General features: G+C 69.6%; 16 protein-coding genes. 8 read left to right on the plus strand and 8 right to left on the minus strand.

What is annotated here, in order from left to right:
- Positions 1-121: 121 nt before the first annotated feature.
- On the plus strand, positions 122-1,030 hold the full coding sequence (locus ACZ5WE_RS01405) for a chitosanase (protein WP_467689952.1): 909 nt from the start codon (positions 122-124) through the stop codon (positions 1,028-1,030).
- Between the two features lie 60 nt (positions 1,031-1,090).
- Here the strand turns inward: ACZ5WE_RS01405 and ACZ5WE_RS01410 are convergent, their stop codons facing one another.
- From ACZ5WE_RS01410 to ACZ5WE_RS01445, 8 genes are all read right to left on the minus strand, one after another.
- Positions 1,091-1,525, minus strand: a complete 435-nt coding sequence (locus ACZ5WE_RS01410) for a hypothetical protein (RefSeq protein ID WP_467689951.1) — start codon at positions 1,523-1,525, stop codon at positions 1,091-1,093.
- 36 nt (positions 1,526-1,561) lie between these two features.
- Positions 1,562-1,957 carry a hypothetical protein gene (locus tag ACZ5WE_RS01415; RefSeq protein WP_467689950.1) on the minus strand — a complete coding sequence of 132 codons (396 nt, stop codon included), beginning with the start codon at positions 1,955-1,957 and terminating at the stop codon, positions 1,562-1,564.
- A gap of 177 nt (positions 1,958-2,134) precedes the next feature.
- The gene (locus ACZ5WE_RS01420) at positions 2,135-3,004 is read right to left on the minus strand and encodes a carbohydrate ABC transporter permease (protein WP_467689949.1); all 870 of its coding nucleotides are present in this window, start codon (positions 3,002-3,004) and stop codon (positions 2,135-2,137) included.
- Positions 3,001-3,960 carry a carbohydrate ABC transporter permease gene (locus ACZ5WE_RS01425; RefSeq protein ID WP_467690363.1) on the minus strand — a complete coding sequence of 320 codons (960 nt, stop codon included), beginning with the start codon at positions 3,958-3,960 and terminating at the stop codon, positions 3,001-3,003. Before ACZ5WE_RS01425 ends, ACZ5WE_RS01420 begins: the two co-directional genes overlap by 4 nt.
- Positions 3,961-4,007: 47 nt before the next feature.
- Positions 4,008-5,309 carry a sugar ABC transporter substrate-binding protein gene (locus tag ACZ5WE_RS01430; RefSeq protein ID WP_467689948.1) on the minus strand — a complete coding sequence of 434 codons (1,302 nt, stop codon included), beginning with the start codon at positions 5,307-5,309 and terminating at the stop codon, positions 4,008-4,010.
- A gap of 501 nt (positions 5,310-5,810) precedes the next feature.
- Complete coding sequence (locus ACZ5WE_RS01435; RefSeq protein WP_467689947.1) at positions 5,811-7,271, minus strand: glutamate synthase subunit beta; 1,461 nt, start codon at positions 7,269-7,271, stop codon at positions 5,811-5,813.
- Positions 7,264-11,850 carry a glutamate synthase large subunit gene (gene gltB / locus ACZ5WE_RS01440; RefSeq protein WP_467689945.1) on the minus strand — a complete coding sequence of 1,529 codons (4,587 nt, stop codon included), beginning with the start codon at positions 11,848-11,850 and terminating at the stop codon, positions 7,264-7,266. Before gltB ends, ACZ5WE_RS01435 begins: the two co-directional genes overlap by 8 nt.
- 309 nt (positions 11,851-12,159) lie before the next feature.
- Positions 12,160-12,891 (minus strand): VIT1/CCC1 transporter family protein, encoded by a 732-nt coding sequence (locus ACZ5WE_RS01445; protein ID WP_467689944.1) that lies wholly within the window; start codon positions 12,889-12,891, stop codon positions 12,160-12,162.
- A gap of 235 nt (positions 12,892-13,126) precedes the next feature.
- Between ACZ5WE_RS01445 and ACZ5WE_RS01450 the strand changes: the two genes are divergently transcribed.
- From ACZ5WE_RS01450 to ACZ5WE_RS01480, 7 genes are read left to right on the plus strand one after another with little or no spacing between them, the layout of a single operon-like run.
- Entirely contained in the window at positions 13,127-14,119 is a 993-nt protein-coding gene (locus ACZ5WE_RS01450; protein ID WP_467689943.1) for an ADP-ribosylglycohydrolase family protein, read from the plus strand.
- Entirely contained in the window at positions 14,116-15,489 is a 1,374-nt protein-coding gene (locus tag ACZ5WE_RS01455; protein ID WP_467689942.1) for an ADP-ribosylglycohydrolase family protein, read from the plus strand. The genes ACZ5WE_RS01450 and ACZ5WE_RS01455 overlap by 4 nt, the downstream gene beginning before the upstream one ends.
- A complete protein-coding gene (locus ACZ5WE_RS01460) occupies positions 15,449-16,612 on the plus strand; it encodes an ADP-ribosylglycohydrolase family protein (protein WP_467689941.1) in 1,164 nt (387 codons plus the stop codon). Before ACZ5WE_RS01455 ends, ACZ5WE_RS01460 begins: the two co-directional genes overlap by 41 nt.
- On the plus strand, positions 16,609-18,039 hold the full coding sequence (locus ACZ5WE_RS01465) for an ADP-ribosylglycohydrolase family protein (protein ID WP_467689940.1): 1,431 nt from the start codon (positions 16,609-16,611) through the stop codon (positions 18,037-18,039). The genes ACZ5WE_RS01460 and ACZ5WE_RS01465 overlap by 4 nt, the downstream gene beginning before the upstream one ends.
- Positions 18,036-18,944 carry a ribokinase gene (rbsK, locus tag ACZ5WE_RS01470; protein ID WP_467689939.1) on the plus strand — a complete coding sequence of 303 codons (909 nt, stop codon included), beginning with the start codon at positions 18,036-18,038 and terminating at the stop codon, positions 18,942-18,944. Before ACZ5WE_RS01465 ends, rbsK begins: the two co-directional genes overlap by 4 nt.
- On the plus strand, positions 18,941-20,149 hold the full coding sequence (locus ACZ5WE_RS01475) for a CaiB/BaiF CoA transferase family protein (protein WP_467689938.1): 1,209 nt from the start codon (positions 18,941-18,943) through the stop codon (positions 20,147-20,149). Before rbsK ends, ACZ5WE_RS01475 begins: the two co-directional genes overlap by 4 nt.
- Positions 20,146-20,979, plus strand: a complete 834-nt coding sequence (locus ACZ5WE_RS01480) for an HpcH/HpaI aldolase/citrate lyase family protein (RefSeq protein ID WP_467689937.1) — start codon at positions 20,146-20,148, stop codon at positions 20,977-20,979. The genes ACZ5WE_RS01475 and ACZ5WE_RS01480 overlap by 4 nt, the downstream gene beginning before the upstream one ends.
- Positions 20,980-21,036 lie beyond the last annotated feature (57 nt).

Genomic DNA, 21,036 nt, shown 5'->3' on the forward strand with positions numbered 1-21,036 from the left:
GGCCTCCCATGGCCGGGTACGGCTCCGTACGGCTCCCGAGACTGGAGTGAAATTGACTATTAGTCAATAGAGTCGGATCCGGAAGGCGCGCTACCGCGCAACCGCACGTACTCTTGTGCGAATGAAACGCGCAGGCCTCCTTCTTCTCGCCGTCGCCCCGGTCGCCACGGTCGCCGTCTACCTCCTGGGCGGGGACTCGGACAGCGATGCCTCGGGAGCCGACGGGATGCCTTCCGGCACCCAGCGTCCGTACGACAAGGACAAGTCGGCGGACGAGATCAAGGCGGACGACAAGCTGATCGCGCAGCTTCCCCCGGGTCTCGCGACGCCCGCCAAGAAGGAGCTGGCCCAGAAGCTCGTGACCAGCGCGGAGAACTCCACGCTGAACTGGCGCGGCCAGTACGGCTACATCGAGGACATCGGCGACGGGAACGGCTACACCGCGGGCATCATCGGCTTCTGCACCGGCACCAATGACCTGCTGACCCTCGTCGAGCGCTACACGAAGGACCACCCGGACAACGGCCTCGCCCGCTATCTGCCCGCCCTGCGCAAGGTCGACGGCAGCGACTCGCACGAGGGCCTGGACCCCGGTTTCACCGAGGCGTGGAAGGCGGAGGCGGCGAAGCCCGCGTTCCGGAAGGCCCAGGACGGGACGCGCGACCGCGTCTACTTCGACCCGGCGGTGCGCCTGGCCAAGCTCGACGGGCTCGGCACGCTGGGCCAGTTCATCTATTACGACGCGATGGTCCTGCACGGCCCCGGCACGGGCGCCCGCGGTTTCTACGGCCTGCGCGAGGCGGCGCTGAAGGAGGCGAACACGCCCGCGCAGGGCGGCAAGGAGAAGGCGTACCTGGACATCTTCCTCGACATCCGCACCCAGGCGATGAAGGAGAAGAAGGCCCACCGCGACACGAGCCGCGTCGAGACGGCCCAGCGCCAGTTCCTCTACGACGGCAATCTGGGCCTGAAGACGCCACTGACGTGGAAGGTGTACGGGGAGACGTTCAAGGTCCCCAAGTACAAGTAGGAGATACGACGCCGGTGTGGCACGGCCCCGGGCGGGGCCGTGCCACACCGGCGTACGCGTTCAGCTCGACTTGGCGTAGACGCCGGGCCCCTGCATCTCAGGCGCCTCGACGTTGTCGCTCACCATGTTGAACGCTTGGAAGTAGATGGTTTTGTTCTCTGCGATTTCATCGGCGAAACTGCAGGAGGTCCATCCGGCGTCGGAACCCAGATGGTCACTGCAACTTCCCTTCCACACCAGTTCTGAGCCCTTATAGGTCCAGTACACCCTGGGGAACCAGCCATCCTTCCCCGTGTCCTTTACCCAGAACTTGTCACCGGACTTCTCGAAACATGCGTGCGTGCCTCTGCCCTGGGAGCACGGAGCGCCTACCGGAGGTCCGACCCTGGCACCCTGCTCGGCCGTGTCATCACTTGCGGCTGCCGTTCCGCTCAGGCAGAACACGGCACTGACAGCGAAGCCGAAAGCGGTCCCAGCGACACTTTTCCACTTCATGAGCAATATCCTTCACTTCAGGGGACGTCGGGCCTGTCAGTCGCTGCTCCAGGACCACACGACGCCACCTGACGAGACGATTCCGTCGCCTTCCATGGTGTCGGCGCGGAACCAGACCTTATTGTGCTCGGGAATCTCGCTGGAGAAATCACAGTATGTCCAGCCGGCATCACTGCCCGATTTGTTTCGACAGATCATGTCGCCCTGGAAGATCGGCCCCCATGAAGCCAGCATCGCGGAATAATGTCCGTCCGCCTTCGTGTCTTTGACCCAGAATTTGTCGCCACTCTTTTCGAAGCAGGCATGTGTTCCCGTGGTCTCGGAACAGATCGCTCCGACCGGCGGACCCGCTGCCCGCACCGCATCGACTTCCGAATCCTGTGCCTGTGCGACACCCGACATCGCTGACGACGCCAGAAAGACCGCACCCATGGACACGGAAACTTTGAGAATCGACGTTCTCAACCTTCCCCCTCACGTTAAAACGTGTCGCCGCAGCACTGGTCAATCGCCGCGATCAAGGAAAGGCTAGGGGCGCCGCCGCATAGCGGTCAACCCTTCAACAGAACTATCGGTGCCCAATGAAATCAGTACCCACGAGATGAGGTGTCAGCCCTTCACGGCTCCCGCGGCCAGACCCGACGCCAAGCGCCGCTGCACGACGACGAAGAACAGCAGGACCGGCAGTGTGATCAGCGTCGAAGCCGCCATCACAGGGCCCCACGCCGTCGAATTCTCGCCCGCGAACTGGAAGATTCCCACGGCCGCCGTGTATTTCGCGCTGTCCTGCATGAAAACGTAGGCAAAGATGAATTCGTTCCACGCCGTAATGAAAGCGAAGATACTGGTCGCCACCAGACCCGGAGCGACAAGGGGCAGCAAAACGGACCAGAACATGCGGCCCCAGCCGCAGCCGTCGATGTACGCGGCCTCCTCCACTTCCTTGGGCACCGTCACGACAAAGCCGCGCAGCGTCCAGATGGCGAAGGGCAGTGAGAGCGCGATGTACACGATGGTCAGGCCGAGCAGCGAGTTGAGCAGATCGTAGTCGCGCATTTGCAGGAACAGCGGAATGACCAGGGCCTCGAGCGGGACCATCTGGACGATGAGGACCATGATCAACACCAAGGTGCGGAACCGGAACTTGAAGCGGGCCACCGCGATGGCGGCGAACAGCGACAGCACTGCCGCGGCCAGGATCGTGCCGAAGCCGACGATGGCCGAATTCAGCAGGAAGGTGCCGAAGTTCCCCTTCTCGAACACGACGGTGAAGTGCTCGAAGGTGAGGCCGCTCGGCAGGACGTCCGCTCCCCGGGTGTTCGCTGTCGGATCGAGGGCCGTCGAGACCATCCAGTACACCGGGAACAGGGTGAACAGGAGCAGCGCCGCGACCGCGAGCGGGAGTCCGATACGGCCTCCCGCCCCGCGGCGACGAGCATCCCCCCGGCGCCGTGGAGCCGAGAGCTTGAGCGTGGTCACAGGTCCTCCTCACCCTGCTTGAACAGCGTACGGACGTAGAAGACGGTGATCGCCAGGAGCAGCAGGGTGAGCAGGACAGCTGCCGCGGCTCCCTTGGCGTAGTCGTTCTTGGCGAAGGCCTGGATGTATGAGTAGACGCCCAGGTTGTAGACGTCAGGGTTGGCGCCGTTACCGCCCGGCATGAGGAAGATCTGGGTGAAGACCTTGAAGTCCCAGATGGTCGACAGAATCGTCACCACCAGGAAGACGGGCTTGATGGTCGGCACGGTGATCTTCCAGAACCGCTCCCAGGCGTTGGCTCCGTCGATCATGCCCGCCTCGTAGAGCTCCTTGGGAATCGTCAGGAGGCCCGCGAAGATGGTGATGGCGACGAACGGGAAGCCGTGGTGCACCACGTTCACCGTGGCGATCGCATAGAACGGGATCCGCTCGGTGAACCAGTTGGTGGTCTCCGGGTCGATCAGACCGAGCGAGCCCGCAACCTGGCTGACCATGCCGTCCTGCGGCTGGAACAGCCAGATCCACACATAGGTGCCGGTGACGGCCGGCATGGCCCAGGCGGACAGGATCGAGATGGAGCAGATCAGCCGCCAGACGGGCCCGAGCCGGTTGAGCAGCAGGGCGACGAGCGTACCGAGCACGACAGTCAGACCGACGCAGGCGACGGCGAAGAACAGTGTGTTCGGAAGGACCGTCTTCCACAGCAGCGAGCTGGTCAGCAGCTCCGTGTAGTGGTCGAGTCCGGTGAACGTGCCGACGCCGCCGCCGAACTTGACCTCGTAGTCCTGCAGGGACAGCTTTCCGACTTGAACCAGCGGCCAGAGCAACAGACCTGCGAGGACCAGGAGGGCGGGGGCGAGCAGCAGCCACGGGCGGGCGACACTCGCCAGGCGTTTGCGGCGCAGAGCGGCCAGGTTCTCGGAGGAGGGGCCTTCGGGCGACGGGTGGCCGACCACGGTCTCTGTCTGCGGTTCGCCACCAACGAGTGTGTCCTTCACCGCCGTTACTCGCTCTTGGCGAAGATGGCGTCCATGTCCTTGGCGGCCTTGTCGGCGGCCTCCTGAACAGTCGCCTTACCGTTCAGGATGGACTGGACCATGCCGGTGACCACCTGAGACGCCTGGATCTCGCCGTACGCCTTGGTCTTGGGGACGGTCGCGCCCGCCTCCAGCATCTGCTTGGCGAACGGCTCGACCAGCGGGTCCTTCTTCGCCTCGATCTTCTTCAGTTCGGAGTTCTGACCGGGGAAGTAGTTGGTCTCGGCGGCCCACTTGGCGGCGAAGTCACCTGTGGTCAGCATCTTCACGAACTCCCAGGCGAGGTCCTTCTTGTCCGTGTTGAACGTGGACAGGTAGGAGCCGCCGAGGAAGGACTTGCTCATGCCGCCGTTCTGGCCGGGGATCGGCACGGCGCCCAGCTTGCCCTTGAGGTCCGGGTTGGCCTCGACGATGGCCTTCGGGGTCCAGTTGCCGTTGACGGACATCGCGACCTGGCCCTTGCCCCAGGCGTCGCCGACCTCCTTCTCCGTCCAGGTGTTCACCTTGGCCGGGGAGACCTTGCCCTTGGTGGCGAGGCCTGTGTAGAACTCGATGCCCTTCACGGCTTCGGGCGAGTTGATGCCGGACTTCCACTTGCCGTCCTGCTCCGTGGCGAGTTCGCCGCCGGCGCCCCAGATGAAGGGGGCGGCGAACATCTCGGCGCCACCGGCTACCGGGAAGGGGATCATTCCGGGCTCCTTGTCCTTCAGCGTCTTGGCCGTGGACTGGAGCTCCTTCCAGGTGGTCGGCGCCTTGAGCTTGTGCTTCTCGAAGATGTCCTTGCGGTAGACGATGCTGCGGACGCCCGCGTACCAGGGCATGCCGTACTGCTTGCCGTCGAGCGTGCCCGCGTCCTTGAGGCCCTCGACCAGGTCGTTGCCAAGGCCCGACTTCTTGACGTCGTCCGTCACGTCGACGAGCGCGTCGGTCTCGGCGAACTGCGGCACCCAGGTCGTGCCGACCTCGGCGACGTCGGGGACCTGGCCCTCGCCGCCCTCGATGGCGGTGGTGAACTTCTTCTGCGCGGTGGCCCACTGCTGGTACTCGACGTGGATCTTGGCGCCGGTCTTCTTCTGGAACGCCTTCCCGGCCTCCTTGAAGAAGGGCCTGGCGTCGGGGTTCGTCCCCTCCATGATCCATACGGTGAGGGTCTTGCCCTTGCCGTCGGTCGCCTTGTCTCCGCTGTCGCCCCCGTCATCGCTGCCGCATGCCGTCGCGGTCAGTCCGAGCGTCATGGCGATACCTGCCGCGATGACCCGTCGCTTCATACCGGCCCCCTCATGGGTACGTGCTGTAACTGCGCCGATCCGTTGTGGGAGCGATTGTGGTCTCAGGCTCATGGCGCGGTCTAGACCCATTCGGCTAGCGGGGCCGAAACGTGATTTGCGTTGCGTCGTGCGCTTGAGCGGTGTCGCTGGGCGGGGGTGGGGGCGCGCTTCGCCTGCGGCGGGCTGAGCTCCGGCCTGCGTGCGGATCGCCTGCGGCGGGCTGAGCTCCGGCCTGCGTGCGGATCGCCTGCGGCGGGCTGAGCTCCGGCCTGCGTGCGTGCGCGCGTTGACCTTGCAGGACAAGCCGCCGCTTCGCGGCGATCCTTCCCGCCCGCCCACCCGTTACCCGGCGGGGCCAAACGGGCGGGTGGGCGAGATTCGGCGCTGAGCGGCGGGCTGGGAACGCCACGACGCCCGCCCAAGTCCGGTCGGGGACAAGGCGGGCGTCGCTCAGTTCCGTACGCCGTTGTACGGGACGTATATGGGGTTGTGCCGCAGGGGCTAGACCATCAGGGAACGGTCCGTCGGGCGGATGGGTGACGGCAGGTCACTCGCACCGGTGAGGAAGCGGTCCACGCCCTTCGCGGCGGAACGCCCCTCGGCGATCGCCCAGACGATGAGCGACTGGCCGCGGCCCGCGTCACCGGCCACGAAGACGCCGGGGACATTCGTCTGGAACTCGGCGTCGCGGGCGACATTGCCCCGCTCGTCGAGGTCCAGGGAGAACTGGTCCACCAGGCCGTTCTCGCGGTCCGTACCCGTGAAGCCCATCGCCAGAGTGACCAGCTGGGCGGGGATCCTGCGCTCCGTGCCCGGCTTCTGGGTCAGCTTGCCGTCGATGAACTCGACCTCGATGAGGTGCAGGAACTGCACGTTCCCGTCCTCGTCGCCCTCGAAGTGCGTGGTCGAGACGGCGTAGACCCGCTCGCCGCCCTCCTCGTGCGCGGAGGTGACCTTGTAGAGCATGGGGAAGGTCGGCCACGGCTGGTGCGGCGCCCGCTCCTCGCCCGGCTTCGGCATGATCTCCAGCTGCGTCACGGACGCCGCGCCCTGGCGGTGCGCCGTGCCCACGCAGTCCGCGCCGGTGTCGCCGCCGCCGATCACGACCACGTGCTTGCCCTCGGCCGAGACCGGGGTCGTGACGTAGTCGCCCTCCTGGACCTTGTTGGCCAGGGGCAGGTACTCCATCGCCTGGTAGACACCCTTGAGCTCACGGCCGGGGACCGGGAGATCGCGTGACGTCGTGGCGCCCGCGGCGATGACCACCGCGTCGTAGCGCTTGCGCAGCTTCACCGCGTCGATGTCGCGGCCGATCTCCACGCCCGTACGGAACTTGGTGCCCTCCGCGCGCATCTGCTCGATGCGGCGGTTGATGTGGCGCTTCTCCATCTTGAACTCGGGGATGCCGTAGCGCAGGAGGCCGCCGATGCGGTCGGCGCGCTCGTACACGGCGACCGTGTGGCCGGCCCGCGTCAGCTGCTGGGCGGCGGCGAGGCCCGCCGGGCCCGAGCCGATCACCGCGACGGTCTTGCCGGAGAGCCGGTCGGGCGCCTGCGGCTTGACGTCGTTCGCGTCCCACGCCTTGTCGATGATGGAGACTTCGACGTTCTTGATGGTGACGGCGGGCTGGTTGATGCCGAGCACGCACGCCGACTCACACGGCGCCGGGCACAGGCGCCCGGTGAACTCCGGGAAGTTGTTCGTGGCGTGCAGCCGCTCGGATGCCGCCGACCAGTCCTCGCGGTACGCGAAGTCGTTCCACTCGGGGATCAGGTTGCCCAGCGGACAGCCCTGGTGGCAGAACGGGATACCGCAGTCCATGCAGCGCGAGGCCTGCTTGGAGATGATCGGGAGGAGGGAGCCGGGAACGTAGACCTCGTTCCAGTCCTGGACGCGCTCGCCGACCGGGCGGGTCTGCGCGACCTCGCGGCCATGGTTCAAAAAGCCCTTGGGATCAGCCATTGGTCGCCGCCTCCATCATCTTCTCGGTGATCTCGGTCTCGGAGAGACCGGCTCGCTCGGCGGCGTCCTTGGCGGCGAGCACTGCCTTGTACGTGCTGGGGATGATCCTGCTGAAGCGCTCCACGGCGGTGTCCCACTCGGCGAGCAGCTTCTCGGCGACGGTCGAGCCGGTCTCCTCCTGGTGGCGGCGCACGACGTCGTGCAGCCACTTCTTGTCGGAGTCGTCCAGGGGTTCGACCGCGCCCAGGTTGCCGGGGTTGACGTTGTCCCGGTCGAGGTCGATGACGTACGCGATGCCGCCGGACATACCGGCCGCGAAGTTGCGGCCCGTCTCGCCGATGACCACCGCGTGGCCGCCGGTCATGTACTCGCAGCCGTGGTCGCCCACGCCCTCGGAGACGACCGTCGCGCCGGAGTTGCGGACGCAGAACCGCTCGCCCGTGCGGCCACGGAGGAACAGCTCGCCACCGGTCGCGCCGTACGCGATGGTGTTGCCCGCGATCGTCGAGTACTCGGCGAGGTGGTCGGCGCCGCGGTCCGGGCGGACGATGACGCGGCCGCCGGAGAGGCCCTTGCCGACGTAGTCGTTGGCGTCGCCCTCCAGGCGCAGGGTCACGCCGCGCGGCACGAACGCGCCGAACGACTGGCCCGCCGAGCCGGTGAAGGTGATGTCGATGGTGTCGTCGGGCAGGCCCGCGCCACCGAACTTCTTCGTCACCTCGTGGCCGAGCATGGTGCCGACCGTGCGGTTGATGTTGCGGATCGCGACCTGCGCGCGGACCGGCTGGGCGTCGGTCGCACTGGAGGCGGAGAGCGCGTCGGCGGCGAGCTTGATGAGCTCGTTGTCGAGTGCCTTCTCCAGGCCGTGGTCCTGGGCGGCGATCTGGTGGCGCACGGCGCCGCCGGGCAGCGACGGCACGTGGAAGAGGGGCTCCAGGTCGAGGCCCTGCGCCTTCCAGTGCTTCACGGCGCGCTCGGTGTCGAGGAGTTCGGCGTGGCCGACGGCCTCCTCGATGGTGCGGAAGCCGAGCTCGGCGAGGATCTCGCGGACCTCTTCGGCGATGAACTCGAAGAAGTTGACGATGTACTCGGCCTTGCCGGAGAAGCGCTCGCGCAGCGCCGGGTTCTGTGTGGCGATGCCGACCGGGCAGGTGTCCAGGTGGCAGACGCGCATCATGACGCAGCCGGAGACGACGAGCGGCGCGGTCGCGAAACCGAACTCCTCGGCGCCGAGCAGCGCGGCGATGACCACGTCACGGCCGGTCTTGAGCTGGCCGTCCGTCTGGACCACGATGCGGTCGCGCAGACCGTTGAGAAGGAGCGTCTGCTGGGTCTCGGCGAGGCCGAGCTCCCAGGGGCCGCCCGCGTGCTTGAGCGAGGTGAGCGGGGACGCGCCCGTACCGCCGTCGTGGCCGGAGATCAGGACGACGTCCGCGTGTGCCTTGGAGACACCCGCGGCGACCGTACCGACGCCGACCTCGGAGACCAGCTTCACGTGAATCCGCGCCTGCGGGTTCGCGTTCTTCAGGTCGTGGATCAGCTGGGCCAGGTCCTCGATGGAGTAGATGTCGTGGTGCGGCGGCGGCGAGATCAGACCCACGCCCGGCGTCGAGTGACGCGTCTTGGCGACCCACGGGTAGACCTTGTGTCCTGGCAGCTGGCCGCCCTCGCCGGGCTTGGCGCCCTGGGCCATCTTGATCTGGATGTCGTCCGCGTTGACCAGGTACTCGGAGGTCACACCGAAACGGCCGGAGGCAACCTGCTTGATGGACGAGCGGCGGGCCGGGTCGTACAGGCGGTCCGCGTCCTCGCCGCCCTCACCGGTGTTGGACTTGCCGCCCAGCTGGTTCATGGCGATGGCGAGGGTCTCGTGCGCCTCGCGGGAGATCGAGCCGTACGACATGGCGCCGGTCGAGAACCGCTTGACGATGTCGGCGGCCGACTCGACCTCGTCGATGGAGATCGAGGGGCGGTCCGACTGCAGGTTGAACAGGCCGCGCAGCGTCATGAGGCGCTCGGACTGCTCGTTCACGCGTTCCGTGTACTGCTTGAAGATGTCGTAGCGGCGGCCCCGCGTGGAGTGCTGCAGGCGGAAGACCGTCTCCGGGTCGAAGAGGTGCGGCTCGCCCTCGCGGCGCCACTGGTACTCACCGCCTATGTCGAGCGCGCGGTGCGCCGATGCGATGCCGGAGACCGGGTACGCCTTGGCGTGCCGGGCGGCGACCTCCTGGGCGACGACGTCGATGCCGACTCCGCCGATCTTGGAGGTCGTGCCGACGAAGTACTTCGCGACGAAGTTCTCCTGGAGGCCGACAGCCTCGAAGACCTGGGCGCCGCGGTAGGAGGCGACGGTCGAGATGCCCATCTTGGACATGACCTTCAGGACGCCCTTGCCGAGCGCGTAGATCAGATTCCGGATGGCCTGCTCGGCGTCCATGCCGGGCAGGAAGGTCCCGGCACGGACCAGGTCCTCCACCGACTCCATGGCGAGGTACGGGTTGACGGCCGCGGCGCCGTAGCCGATGAGGAGGGCCACGTGGTGGACCTCGCGGACGTCGCCCGCCTCGACGAGCAGGCCCACCTGGGTGCGCTGCTTCGTGCGGATGAGGTGGTGGTGCACGGCCGCGGTGAGCAGCAGCGAGGGGATCGGCGCGTGCTCGGCGTCGGAGTGCCGGTCGGAGAGCACGATCAGGCGGGCGCCGGCCTCTATGGCGGCGTCGGCCTCGGTGCAGATCTCCTCGATGCGGGCGGCGAGCGCGTCGCCGCCGCCGCTGACGCGGTAGAGACCGGAGAGGGTCGCGGCGGTCATGCCGGGCATGTCGCCGTCGGCGTTGATGTGGATGAGCTTGGCGAGCTCGTCGTTGTCGATCACCGGGAAGGGCAGCGTGACGCTGCGACAGGTCGCGGCGGTCGGCTCCAGGATGTTGCCCTGCGGGCCGAGCGAGGAGTGCAGCGAGGTGACGAGCTCTTCACGGATGGCGTCGAGCGGCGGGTTGGTGACCTGCGCGAACAGCTGCGTGAAGTAGTCGAAGATCAGCCGCGGGCGCTCGGAGAGTGCCGCGATCGGGGTGTCCGTGCCCATGGAGCCGAGCGGCTCGCCGCCGGTCTTGGCCATCGGCGCGAGGATGATGCGCAGCTCTTCCTCGGTGTAGCCGAAGGTCTGCTGGCGGCGCGTGACGGAGGCGTGCGTGTGCACGATGTGCTCGCGCTCGGGCAGGTCGGACAGCTCGATCTCGCCGGCCTCGAGCCACTCCTGGTACGGGTTCTCGGCGGCGAGGGCGGCCTTGATCTCGTCGTCCTCGACGATGCGGTGCTCGGCGGTGTCGACGAGGAACATCCGGCCCGGCTGCAGGCGGCCCTTGCGGACGACCTTCGCGGGGTCGATGTCGAGGACGCCGACCTCGGAGCCGAGGACGACGAGGCCGTCGTCGGTGACCCAGTAGCGGCCGGGACGCAGGCCGTTGCGGTCGAGAACGGCGCCGACCTGGGTACCGTCGGTGAAGGTGACACAGGCCGGTCCGTCCCAGGGCTCCATCATCGTGGAGTGGTACTGGTAGAAGGCGCGGCGGGCCGGGTCCATCGAGCCGTGGTTCTCCCACGCCTCGGGGATCATCATCAGGACGGAGTGCGGAAGCGAACGTCCACCGAGGTGGAGGAGTTCGAGCACCTCGTCGAAGGACGCCGAGTCGGACGCGTCCGGCGTGCAGATGGGGAACACGCGGTCGAGCTTGTCGGTGCTGTGCTCGGTGGCGGAGCCGAAGAGGCCGGAGGCGAGCTGCGACTCACGCGCCCGCATCCAGTTCCGGTTGCCCTTGACCGTGTTGATCTCGCCGTTGTGCGCGACGAAGCGGTACGGGTGCGCGAGCGGCCAGCTCGGGAACGTGTTCGTGGAGAAGCGCGAGTGGACGAGCGCGACGGCCGTGGCGAAACGGCGGTCGGACAGGTCGGGGAAGAAGGGCTCCAGCTGGCCGGTGGTCAGCATGCCCTTGTAGACGATGGTCCGGGCGGAGAGCGAGGGGAAGTACGTCGCGGCCTCGCGCTCGGCGCGCTTGCGCAGCACGAAGGCCTTGCGGTCGAGCGCGACGCCGGAGCTCTCGCCGTCGGCCACGAAGATCTGCCGGAAGACCGGCATCGTCGAGCGGGCGGTGGAGCCGAGCAGCTCGGGGGCGACGGGAACGTCGCGCCAGCCGAGGACCGTCAGGCCTTCCTCGGAAGCGATCGTCTCGATCTGTGAGACGGCGCCGTCGGTCGTGCCCGCGGTGTCGACCGGCAGGAAGGCGATGCCGACGGCGTACGCACCGGCCTCGGGGAGGGCGAAACCCGCGACCTCGCGCAGGAAGGCGTCCGGGACCTGAAGCAGGATGCCGGCGCCGTCGCCGGAGTCCGGCTCGGAACCGGTGGCACCACGGTGTTCGAGATTGCGCAGTACGGTCAGCGCCTGTTCGACCAGCTCATGGCTGGCTACACCGGTGAGGGTGGCCACGAACCCGACACCACAGGCGTCGTGCTCGTTACGGGGGTCGTACATGCCCTGAGGGGCGGGGCGACCGTCCATGGGCGACCAGGCGTGCGTACGCATTGGCTCTCCCGTCGTCGTCGTGGCATATGCAATAAGCGAGGGACGACGTTGGCCCTGGCGAAATTTCGTGCAGGTTACATGATGGAACGCTTCTCGAAAAGCGGATACTTCATTCCACCATGTGGACACCGCTCATACGTGTGGAGAGCGATCAGAAGGGGACCCATGCGGACAGATCGATGGCCGAGGGCCCGACGGCGGCACAGGCCTCATTGCCCGCAGCGCTTACGGCTCATGCCCAGTGGTTAAGGGATCGAAACCGCCGAGTAACGGCTAGTTATGCAGAGACCCGCATAGGACTGCAAGGGTTCATCCTACGGCGGTACCGAACAGACTGCCCAGGGCGTACGTCACACCCGCCGCGGCTCCGCCGAGCGCGAGCTGCCTCAGACCGCTGAACCACCAGGACCGCGCGGTCACCTTCGCCACAACGGCACCGCAGGCGAAGAGCCCGATCAGCGCGAGCAGCAGTGCGGGCCAGAACGTGTCGGCGCCGAGCAGATACGGCAGCACGGGAAGCAGGGCGCCGAGCGCGAAGGCACCGAAGGAGGAGACCGCGGCGACGGTCGGCGAGGGCAGATCGCCGGGATCGATGCCCAGCTCCTCGCGCGCGTGGATCTCCAGGGCCTGCTCGGGGTCCTTGGACAGCTGCTTGGCGACCTCATGGGCCAGGCCCGGCTCGACGCCGCGCGACACGTACAGCGCGGCGAGCTCCCGCTCCTCGTCAGCCGGGTGCTTGCGCAACTCCCGCCGCTCCACGTCGAGTTCGGCCTGGACGAGCTCGCGCTGCGAGGCGACGGAGGTGTACTCGCCGGCCGCCATGGAGAAGGCACCCGCGGCGAGGCCGACCAGACCGGTGACGACGATGGTCTGCTGCGAGACGGCCCCGCCGGCGACACCGGTCATCAGGGCCAGGTTGGACACCAGGCCGTCCATCGCGCCGAAGACGGCGGGGCGCAGCCAGCCGCCGTTGACGTCGCGGTGGGTGTGGTTGTCGCGGTGCGCCTCGTGCAGTGCCGCTTCGGTCTCGATGATCGCCATGATGGGCCCCCTCATTGCTTGGACGATCTCGAAAGTACGCGCGAAAAATCGCTCTCGCCAGCAAGGAAGGCCGTACTTACCTGCGCTTGCGCGCAGGTGAACGAGCGGGGAACCCAGGTTCCTCGAACCGGTGACCGCATGCGTCGGAGGGGTGACGTCGACGGTCCGGATGCTCGCGTGAGGGGTGCCGCGTGGCAGGGATACAGGACACGTCTCGGCACCAGGGAGGCACAGCATGACGACCGGTGTGACACGGGCGACCGGAGTGATCGGCCTGAGAGAGCGGGCGCGCGGCGCGCTTCTCGGCCTCGCGGTCGGCGACGCGCTGGGTGCGCCCGCCGAGAACATGAAGCCGTCGGAGATCCGCCGCCGTTGGGGACGCATCACCGGATACGTCGCCGAGCATCCATCGGGCACGGACGACACCGAGTACGCGATCTTCTCCGGGCTCCTTCTGGCCCGGCACGGCTCGGCGCTCACCGTCGCGCATGTCGAGGCGGCCTGGCACGAGTGGATCGCGGACCTCGACGAGGGCCCTTTCCGGGGCGCGGGCTTCAGCGAACGCGGCACGCTGGAGAACCTGCGCCGCGGCCTCGCTGCGCCCATCTCGGCGCAGCACCGGCACGCGTGGAGCGACGGCCTCGCGATGCGGGCCGCCCCGTTCGGGGTCTTCGCCGCGGGCCGGCCCGCCGAAGCGGCCCGGCTCGTCGCCATCGACGGCTCGGTCAGCCATGACGGCGAGGGCATCTACGGCGGGCAGGCGGTGGCCGCGGGGGTCGCGGCGGCGATGGAGGGGGCGCCGGTGGATTCCGTGGTGGGCGCGGCCCTGTCCGTCATCCCCGAGGACTGCTGGACGTCCCGCTCGCTGCGGCGTGCCGTGGCGGCGGCCCCCCGCGGCGAACGCGCGGTCCGCTCCGCGGTGGTGATCGGCGGCTACCCCTGGACCGACCTGGCCCCCGAGGCGGTGGGCCTCGCCTTCGGGGCGTACGCGGCGGCCTCGGGCCACTTCCCGGACGCGGTGTTGACTGCCGTCAACATGGGGCGGGACGCGGATACGACTGCCGCTGTGGCTGGGGCATTGTCCGGCGCGTCCTGCGGGGCTTCGGCGATTCCACCGCCGTGGGCGGCGGCGGTCGGCCCCGTGCGGGGTAGCTGTCTCCCTTCCATGCGGGGCCACCACGTGCTGGACATCGCGGAGTTGCTCACTCCGGCCCCGGAGTTGTCATGACCGCGGACAAGCCCGCCGGTTCGCGGCGGATCTCCCCCACCCACCCAACCGTTCCCCCCGCAGCTGCCCCTGCTGTGGGCAGGCGTTCCGCAGGGCGATGGGGGTCCCCCCGCTCGAACGGAGTTGAGAGTGGGGGAGGGTGGGCACAGCCCACACCGCTGGGTGCCCATCGACAAGGCGTACAGGGAAACGAGGCGTCCGGTGCCCGCATCGAGGGCCTGCTGCTAGGCCTCGCGGCAGGCGACGCCGCCGGTTGGCCCGCGGCCAGGCACCGCGCGGCCCGCATGCCCGAGTGGACACGACGACTCACCCGCGAGCTCGACACCTTCGCCGAGCAGAACGCCACCACCACCCTCCCCGTCCCCATCGCACTCAACCAACCCCCGGAACCCCTCCGCCTCGGCCCCTCCGACGATGCCGAATGGGCGGCCTTCACCGCGGAGGCCGTGCTCCGCGCAGCGGACGGCACCCTCAGCGGCAAGCTGAGCCCCGATCACCGCACGCGCGCAGCACTGGACCTCGCCTGGAACACCCTCGCCGGCGAAATCGCCGCGGCAGCGGCCCGCGCCCCCGAGGTCGAGTCCGCGGTACTCCCCCTCCGCGCCCGCATCTCCGTACGCGCGGGCCTCGGCAATCTCGCCACCGGCCTGCGCCCGCCCGCCACCGGCCACGACAACCCCCACTTCTTCGACGACGCCGCCTGCGTACGCGCCTGCGTCCTCGCCCTCGTCCACCCGGGCGACCCCGAACAGGCCGCCGCCCTCGCCGAGTTCGACGCCCGCTACACCCAGGACGGCGACGGTGTGCACGGGGCCCGCGCCATGGCCGCGGCGATCGCGGCGGCGCTCGGCGGCGCGGACGTCGACGCGACCGTGGACACCGCCCTCGCCCAGCTCCCGGAGCACACCGAGATCGGCCGCAACGCGTGGCATGCCGTGAAGCTCGCCCGCACCCAGACAACCGAGGACGGAGCCTTCGGTCTCGTCCCGCTCCTGGAGCATCAGATCGTCGACCACGTCTACAGCTACGGCATCGCCGCCGCCGAGACCGTCCCGGTCGCCCTGGCGCTGACCACCGCGGCCCGCGGCCGCATCCGTGACGCGGTGCCATCCGCCGCCTGCCTCTCCCGCGTCGCCGACTCCGCCCCCGCCCTGGCCGGCGCGCTGACCGGAGCGCTCGGCACGGCCACCGCCATCCCCGAAGCCTGGCGCGACGCCTGCCGCACCCTCTCCGGCTGCGCACTCCCCCGTCTCGCGGGCACCGACCTGGTGGAACTCGCCGGGCACCTGGCAGCCACGGAACTGACCAACCCGGGAGGACAATTCCGACATGAAGCCATCAATGGACCCAACAGGCCCGGATCTCCCTGACCGCATCACCGCCTGTCTGGCCGGAGCAGCCGTCGGCGACGCCATCGGCGGCCCCGTCGAGGGCTACTCCCCGGAGCAGATCGTCGAACGGCACGGCGGTCGCGTACACGGCATCGTCGGCCCCTGGAACGGTGACCATTGGCGCACCGCCCGCCCCGTCGCGCCTTACCACAAGGGCGACGGGAACGTCACCGACGACACCCTGATGACGCACGCGCTCATCCGCGTGTACGCCGCCGTCCGCGACCACTTGGACGCCTACGCGGTCGCCGACCACCTGGTCCCCGACCTCATGACGACCCCCCGCTGGATCCCGGAACTCGAAGCGGAGGCGATTCCCCTCCACCGGATCTTCCTCGCCGAGAAGTGGATCGTCGCCCGCATCCACTACGGCCACGTCGACCCGCGCGAGGCGGGCACCGGAAACATCGTCAACTGCGGTGCCGCGATGTACATGGCACCCGTCGGCCTGGTCAACGCGGCGAACCCGGAGGGCGCGTACGCCGAGGCCCTCGACATCGCGGGCGCGCACCAGTCCTCGTACGGACGTGAGGCGGCCGCGGTCTTCGCGGCGGCGGTGGCGGCGGCCTGCGCACCGGGCGCGACACCGACCTCGGTGATCGACACCGCCCTCTCCCTCGCGAAGGACGGGACGCGGGCCGCGATCGAGTCGGCGGCCGAAGTCGCAGCCCACTACCGGGACTTCGAGTCGGCGCTCGTCCCACTCCGCACCGCCGTCACCCCCTTCGACACGGTCGGCCCGGACTACCGCGCCCCGTCCCTCGGGGCCCGTCGTCCCTCCCGGCTGCACTCCATCGAGGAACTCCCGATCGCGCTCGGCATGCTCCTGGTGAGCGACGGCGACTACCGCCACACGGTGCTCGGCTCGGTCAACTACGGCCGTGACTGCGACTCCATCGCGACCATGAGCGGCGCGATCGCCGGCGCCCTCGGCTCGGCCGTCCCGCCCGAGTGGTCGAAGACGGTCGCGGAGGCGAGCCGCCTGGACCTGCACGCCCCCGCGGCGACACTCACGGAGGTCACCCAGGAGATCTTCACCCGCGACGTACGGCGCCGCCGCGCCCACGAGTCGGCGTACGCGGCCCTGACGGCCGCCCCATGATCCGCCTCACCTGGGTCCAGCCGGAGGACTTGGTGGGCCACGAGCTGCGCCAGGCGGAGGAGGAGGGCAAGGACGTCTCAGCCGTACGCACCCGCTGGCTGGCAGCGGGCGGCCACCTGGCCCCCAGCAGAGCAGGCGCATCCCCAACGCCACCTTCCCCCCAGCTACGAGCCATGGCTGTGCAGCTCATAGACGAACTGGCCGCGCCGTTGTGGGCAGGCGTTCCGCAGGGCGATGGGGGTCCCCCCGCTCGAAACACCACCCACCGCCCCGCACCCAAGAACAAGGCCCCGCTGCAGGCGGTTTCGGGAAGGGGCGGGCCAGGGGAAAAGAACGCCCTACGTCACCGCCTGCACGCCGCCTGGCTGGGCAGAGCAGCAGGCTGCCTACTGGGCAAGCCAGTGGAGAAACTCCCCCTGGAAGCCATCCGCAGCCTCGCCCAGGCAACAGGCAACTGGCCCCTCACCACCTGGTTCACGGAAAAGGGACTCCCCCCGGAGCTCCGGGAGGCCCACCCCTGGAACAAACGCTCCGCGCAGACCTCCCTCGCCGAGAACATCGACGGCATGCCGGAGGACGACGACCTCAACTACCCCCTCCTGAACCTCCGCCTCCTCCAACGCCACGGCAGGAACTTCACCACCACGGACGTGGCAAGGCTCTGGCTGGACGAGCTCCCCGCGGCCCGCACCTTCACCGCCGAACGCATCGCCTACCGCAACCTCCTCGCCGGCATCGAGCCCCCGCACACCGCCACCCACCACAACCCGTTCCGCGAATGGATCGGCGCACTGATCCGCGCCGACGTCCACGGCTGGACGAACCCGGGCGCACCCGCGGCCGCCGCCGACCAGGCCCGCCGCGACGCGAGCCTCAGCCACACCGCCAACGGCGTGTACGGCGCGATGTTCGCGGCGGCCACCATCGCCGAGGCGGCGGCAGGCACCACAGACGTCCACCACTGCCTACGCGCGGGCCTGACCGTCGTACCGCAGGACTCACGCCTGGCCCACGCGATCCGCCACGGCATTCAACTCGCCCACGAACAGGCGGACTTCGACCACATCGTGGACGACCTGCACGCCGCCTACGGCCACCACCACTGGGTACACGTCATCCCCAACGCCGCCCTCCTGTCCGCCGCCCTCACCCACGCCGACGGCGACTTCACCGGCTCCATCACGCGCGCGGTCTCCGGCGGCTGGGACACCGACTCGAACGGCGCGACCGCGGGCTCGATCGCGGGCCTGCTCGCGGGCCACCCCGACGCGCTGCCCGACCGCTGGACCTCGCCGCTCAAGAACCGCCTCGCCAGCTCCGTCCCGGGCTTCGACGGCACCGGCTTCGACACCCTCGCGGACCTCACCACCGACCTCGCCGAACTCCCCGCCCTCACCGAACCCGCCCAGGAGAGACCCCGCCCATGACCCACATCGCCGTGCTCGGCAGCACGAACATGGACCTCGTCGCGTACGTCGCCAAGGCACCGCAGCGCGGGGAGACCGTCACCGGGCGCGAGTTCCGTACGCTCCCCGGCGGCAAAGGCGCGAACCAGGCCGTCGCCGCGGCCCGCGCGGGCGCCGACGCCGTCTCGATGATCGGCGCGGTCGGCGCCGACGCCTTCGGCACCCAGCTGCGCGCCGCGCTCGAACACTCCGGTGTCGACACCGACCTGCTGCGCACCGTCGACACCGCGGCCACCGGCACCGCGCACATCGTGGTCGACGACGAGGGCGGCAACGCGATCGTCGTCATCCCCGGCGCCAACGGGACCCTCACCGCCCTCGCCCCCGGCGACGAGGGCCTGATCACCTCCGCCGACACCCTCCTGCTCCAGCTGGAGATCCCCGTCGACGGGGTCATCGCCGCCGCGCGGGCCGCCCGCAGGCACGGCGTGCGCACCATCCTCACTCCGGCTCCCGCCCAGCCCCTGCCGCCCGAACTCCTCTCCTCCATCGACCTGTTGGTGCCGAACGAGCACGAGGCGGCCACCCTCACCGGCCTGACCGACGCGCACGACGCCGCCAGGTCGCTCCTCTCCCAGGTCCCCGAGGTCGTCATCACGCTCGGCTCGCGCGGCAGCCTGTACGCGACCAGGGGCGCCGAGCCCGTCATGGTGGCGGCCCCGCAGGTGACCGCCGTGGACACGACCGGCGCGGGCGACACTTTCGTCGGCACCCTCGCGGTGGCGCTGGCCGAAGGCGGACCCGTGCCGGACGCCCTCGCGTGGGCGTCGTCCGCCGCCGCACTCTCCGTCCAGCGTCCGGGGGCGTCGGCGTCCATGCCGTTCCGCTCCGAGATCGACACCCAGGCGAACGGCGGCGCGTCATGACGGAACCCCGCACCGGCGCACCGGCCCCCCTCACCGGTCTGCGCGTCCTCGATCTGGCGACGCTCTTCGCGGGCCCGCTCGCCGCCACGATGCTCGGCGACTTCGGCGCGGAGGTCATCAAGGTCGAGCATCCGCGAAAGCCCGACCCGTCCCGCGGGCACGGCCCCTCGAAGGACGGCGTCGGCCTGTGGTGGAAGATCCTGGGCCGCAACAAGCGCACGATGACCCTCGATCTCTCCACACCCGGCGGTCGCGCGACCCTCCTGCGCCTGGCCGCCACCGCGGACGTGATCGTCGAGAACTTCCGTCCGGGAACCCTGGAGAAGTGGGACCTGGGCTGGGAGGAGCTGAGCGCGGCCAACCCCCGCCTCGTCCTGACCCGTGTCACGGGCTTCGGCCAGTTCGGCCCGTACTCCCGCCGCCCCGGCTTCGGCACCCTCGCGGAGGCCATGAGCGGTTTCGCCGCGATCACCGGCGAGCCGGACGGGCCGCCGACCCTGCCGCCCTTCGGGCTCGCCGACTCGATCGCGGGACTTGCGACGGCGTACGCGGTGATGACGGCGCTCGCGGCGCGCGACCGGACGGGCAGGGGCCAGGTGGTGGACATGGCGATCATCGAGCCGATCCTCACGGTCCTCGGCCCGCAGCCGCTCTGGTACGACCAACTGGGCCACGTCCAGCCCCGCACCGGCAACCGCTCCACCAACAACGCGCCCCGCAACACCTACCGTACGGCGGACGGCAGTTGGGTTGCGGTCTCCACATCGGCCCAGTCGATCGCGGAGCGCGTGATGCGTCTGGTGGGCCGCCCGGAGCTGATCTCCGAGCCCTGGTTCGCGACGGGCGCGGACCGCGCGGCCCACGCGGACGAGCTCGACGGGGCGGTCGGCGCCTGGATCGCCCTGCACACCCGCGCCGAGGTGATCGAGGCCTTCGAGAAGGCGGAGGCGGCGGTCGCTCCCATCCAGGACGTACGCGATGTGATGACCGATCCCCAGTACGCGGCGCTGGACACCGTCACCACGGTCGACGACCCGGAGCTGGGCCCGCTGCGCATGCAGAACGTCCTTTTCCGCCTCTCCGAGACACCGGGTTCGATCGGCTGGGCGGGACGCCCTCATGGAGCGGACACGGAGGAGGTCCTGACCGGACTCGGCCTGACGGAAGGGGAGATCGCGGGGCTGCGCAAGGAGGGCGCCCTGTGAAGGAGACGCCTCTGACCTGGCTGTACGCGCCCGGAGACCGGCCGTCCGTCGTGGCGAAGGCGCTGCTCGCGGGCGCCGACGCCGTCATCGTCGACCTGGAGGACGCGGTCGGGCCCGACCGCAAGGCGTACGCGCGCGCGGCGACCGCCGAGTTGCTCACCGACGCCCCCGCCGTCCCGGTCCATGTCCGTGTGAACGCCCTGGACAGCCCGCTGGCCGAGGCCGACCTCGGGGCGATCGCGCACCTCCCCGGGGTCTCCGGACTTCGCCTGCCCAAGGTGACCTGCCCCGCCGACGTCGTACGCGTCGCGGAGCGCTCCGCTCCCGCGGACGGCGGCGCCCCCGCCCTGCACGCCCTGATCGAGTCGGCCGTCGGCCTGGAGCACGCCTTCGCCATCGCCACCGCGCACCCGGCCCTGCGCGGCGTCTCCATCGGCGAGGCGGACCTCCGGGCGGACCTGGGCGTACGTGACGACGCGGGCCTCGACTGGTCCCGTGCGCGCGTGGTGGTGGCCGCCCGAGCCGCGGGCCTGGCACCGCCCGCGCAGTCGGTGTACGCCGACATCCGTGACATCGAGGGCCTGACGGCGTCCTGCGCGCACGGCCGTTCCCTGGGCTTCCTCGGCCGCGCGGCGATCCACCCCCGCCAGCTCCCGGCCATCGAACGCGCCTACCTCCCCACCCCGGAGGAGATCGACCGCGCCGAGCAGATCGTCAAGGCGTCCACGACGGAGGAGGGTGCCCTGGCTCTCCCGGACGGCACCTTCGTGGACAAGGCCGTGGTGGAGGGCGCGCGGCGGGTGCTCGACCTGGCGCGGCGGCGCCCATAGCGATGGGGCCACCCGATCGGTGATCCGGTGGCCCCATCGACGTACGAAACAGCAGAG

The organism is Streptomyces sp. NPDC033180 (assembly GCF_055577645.1).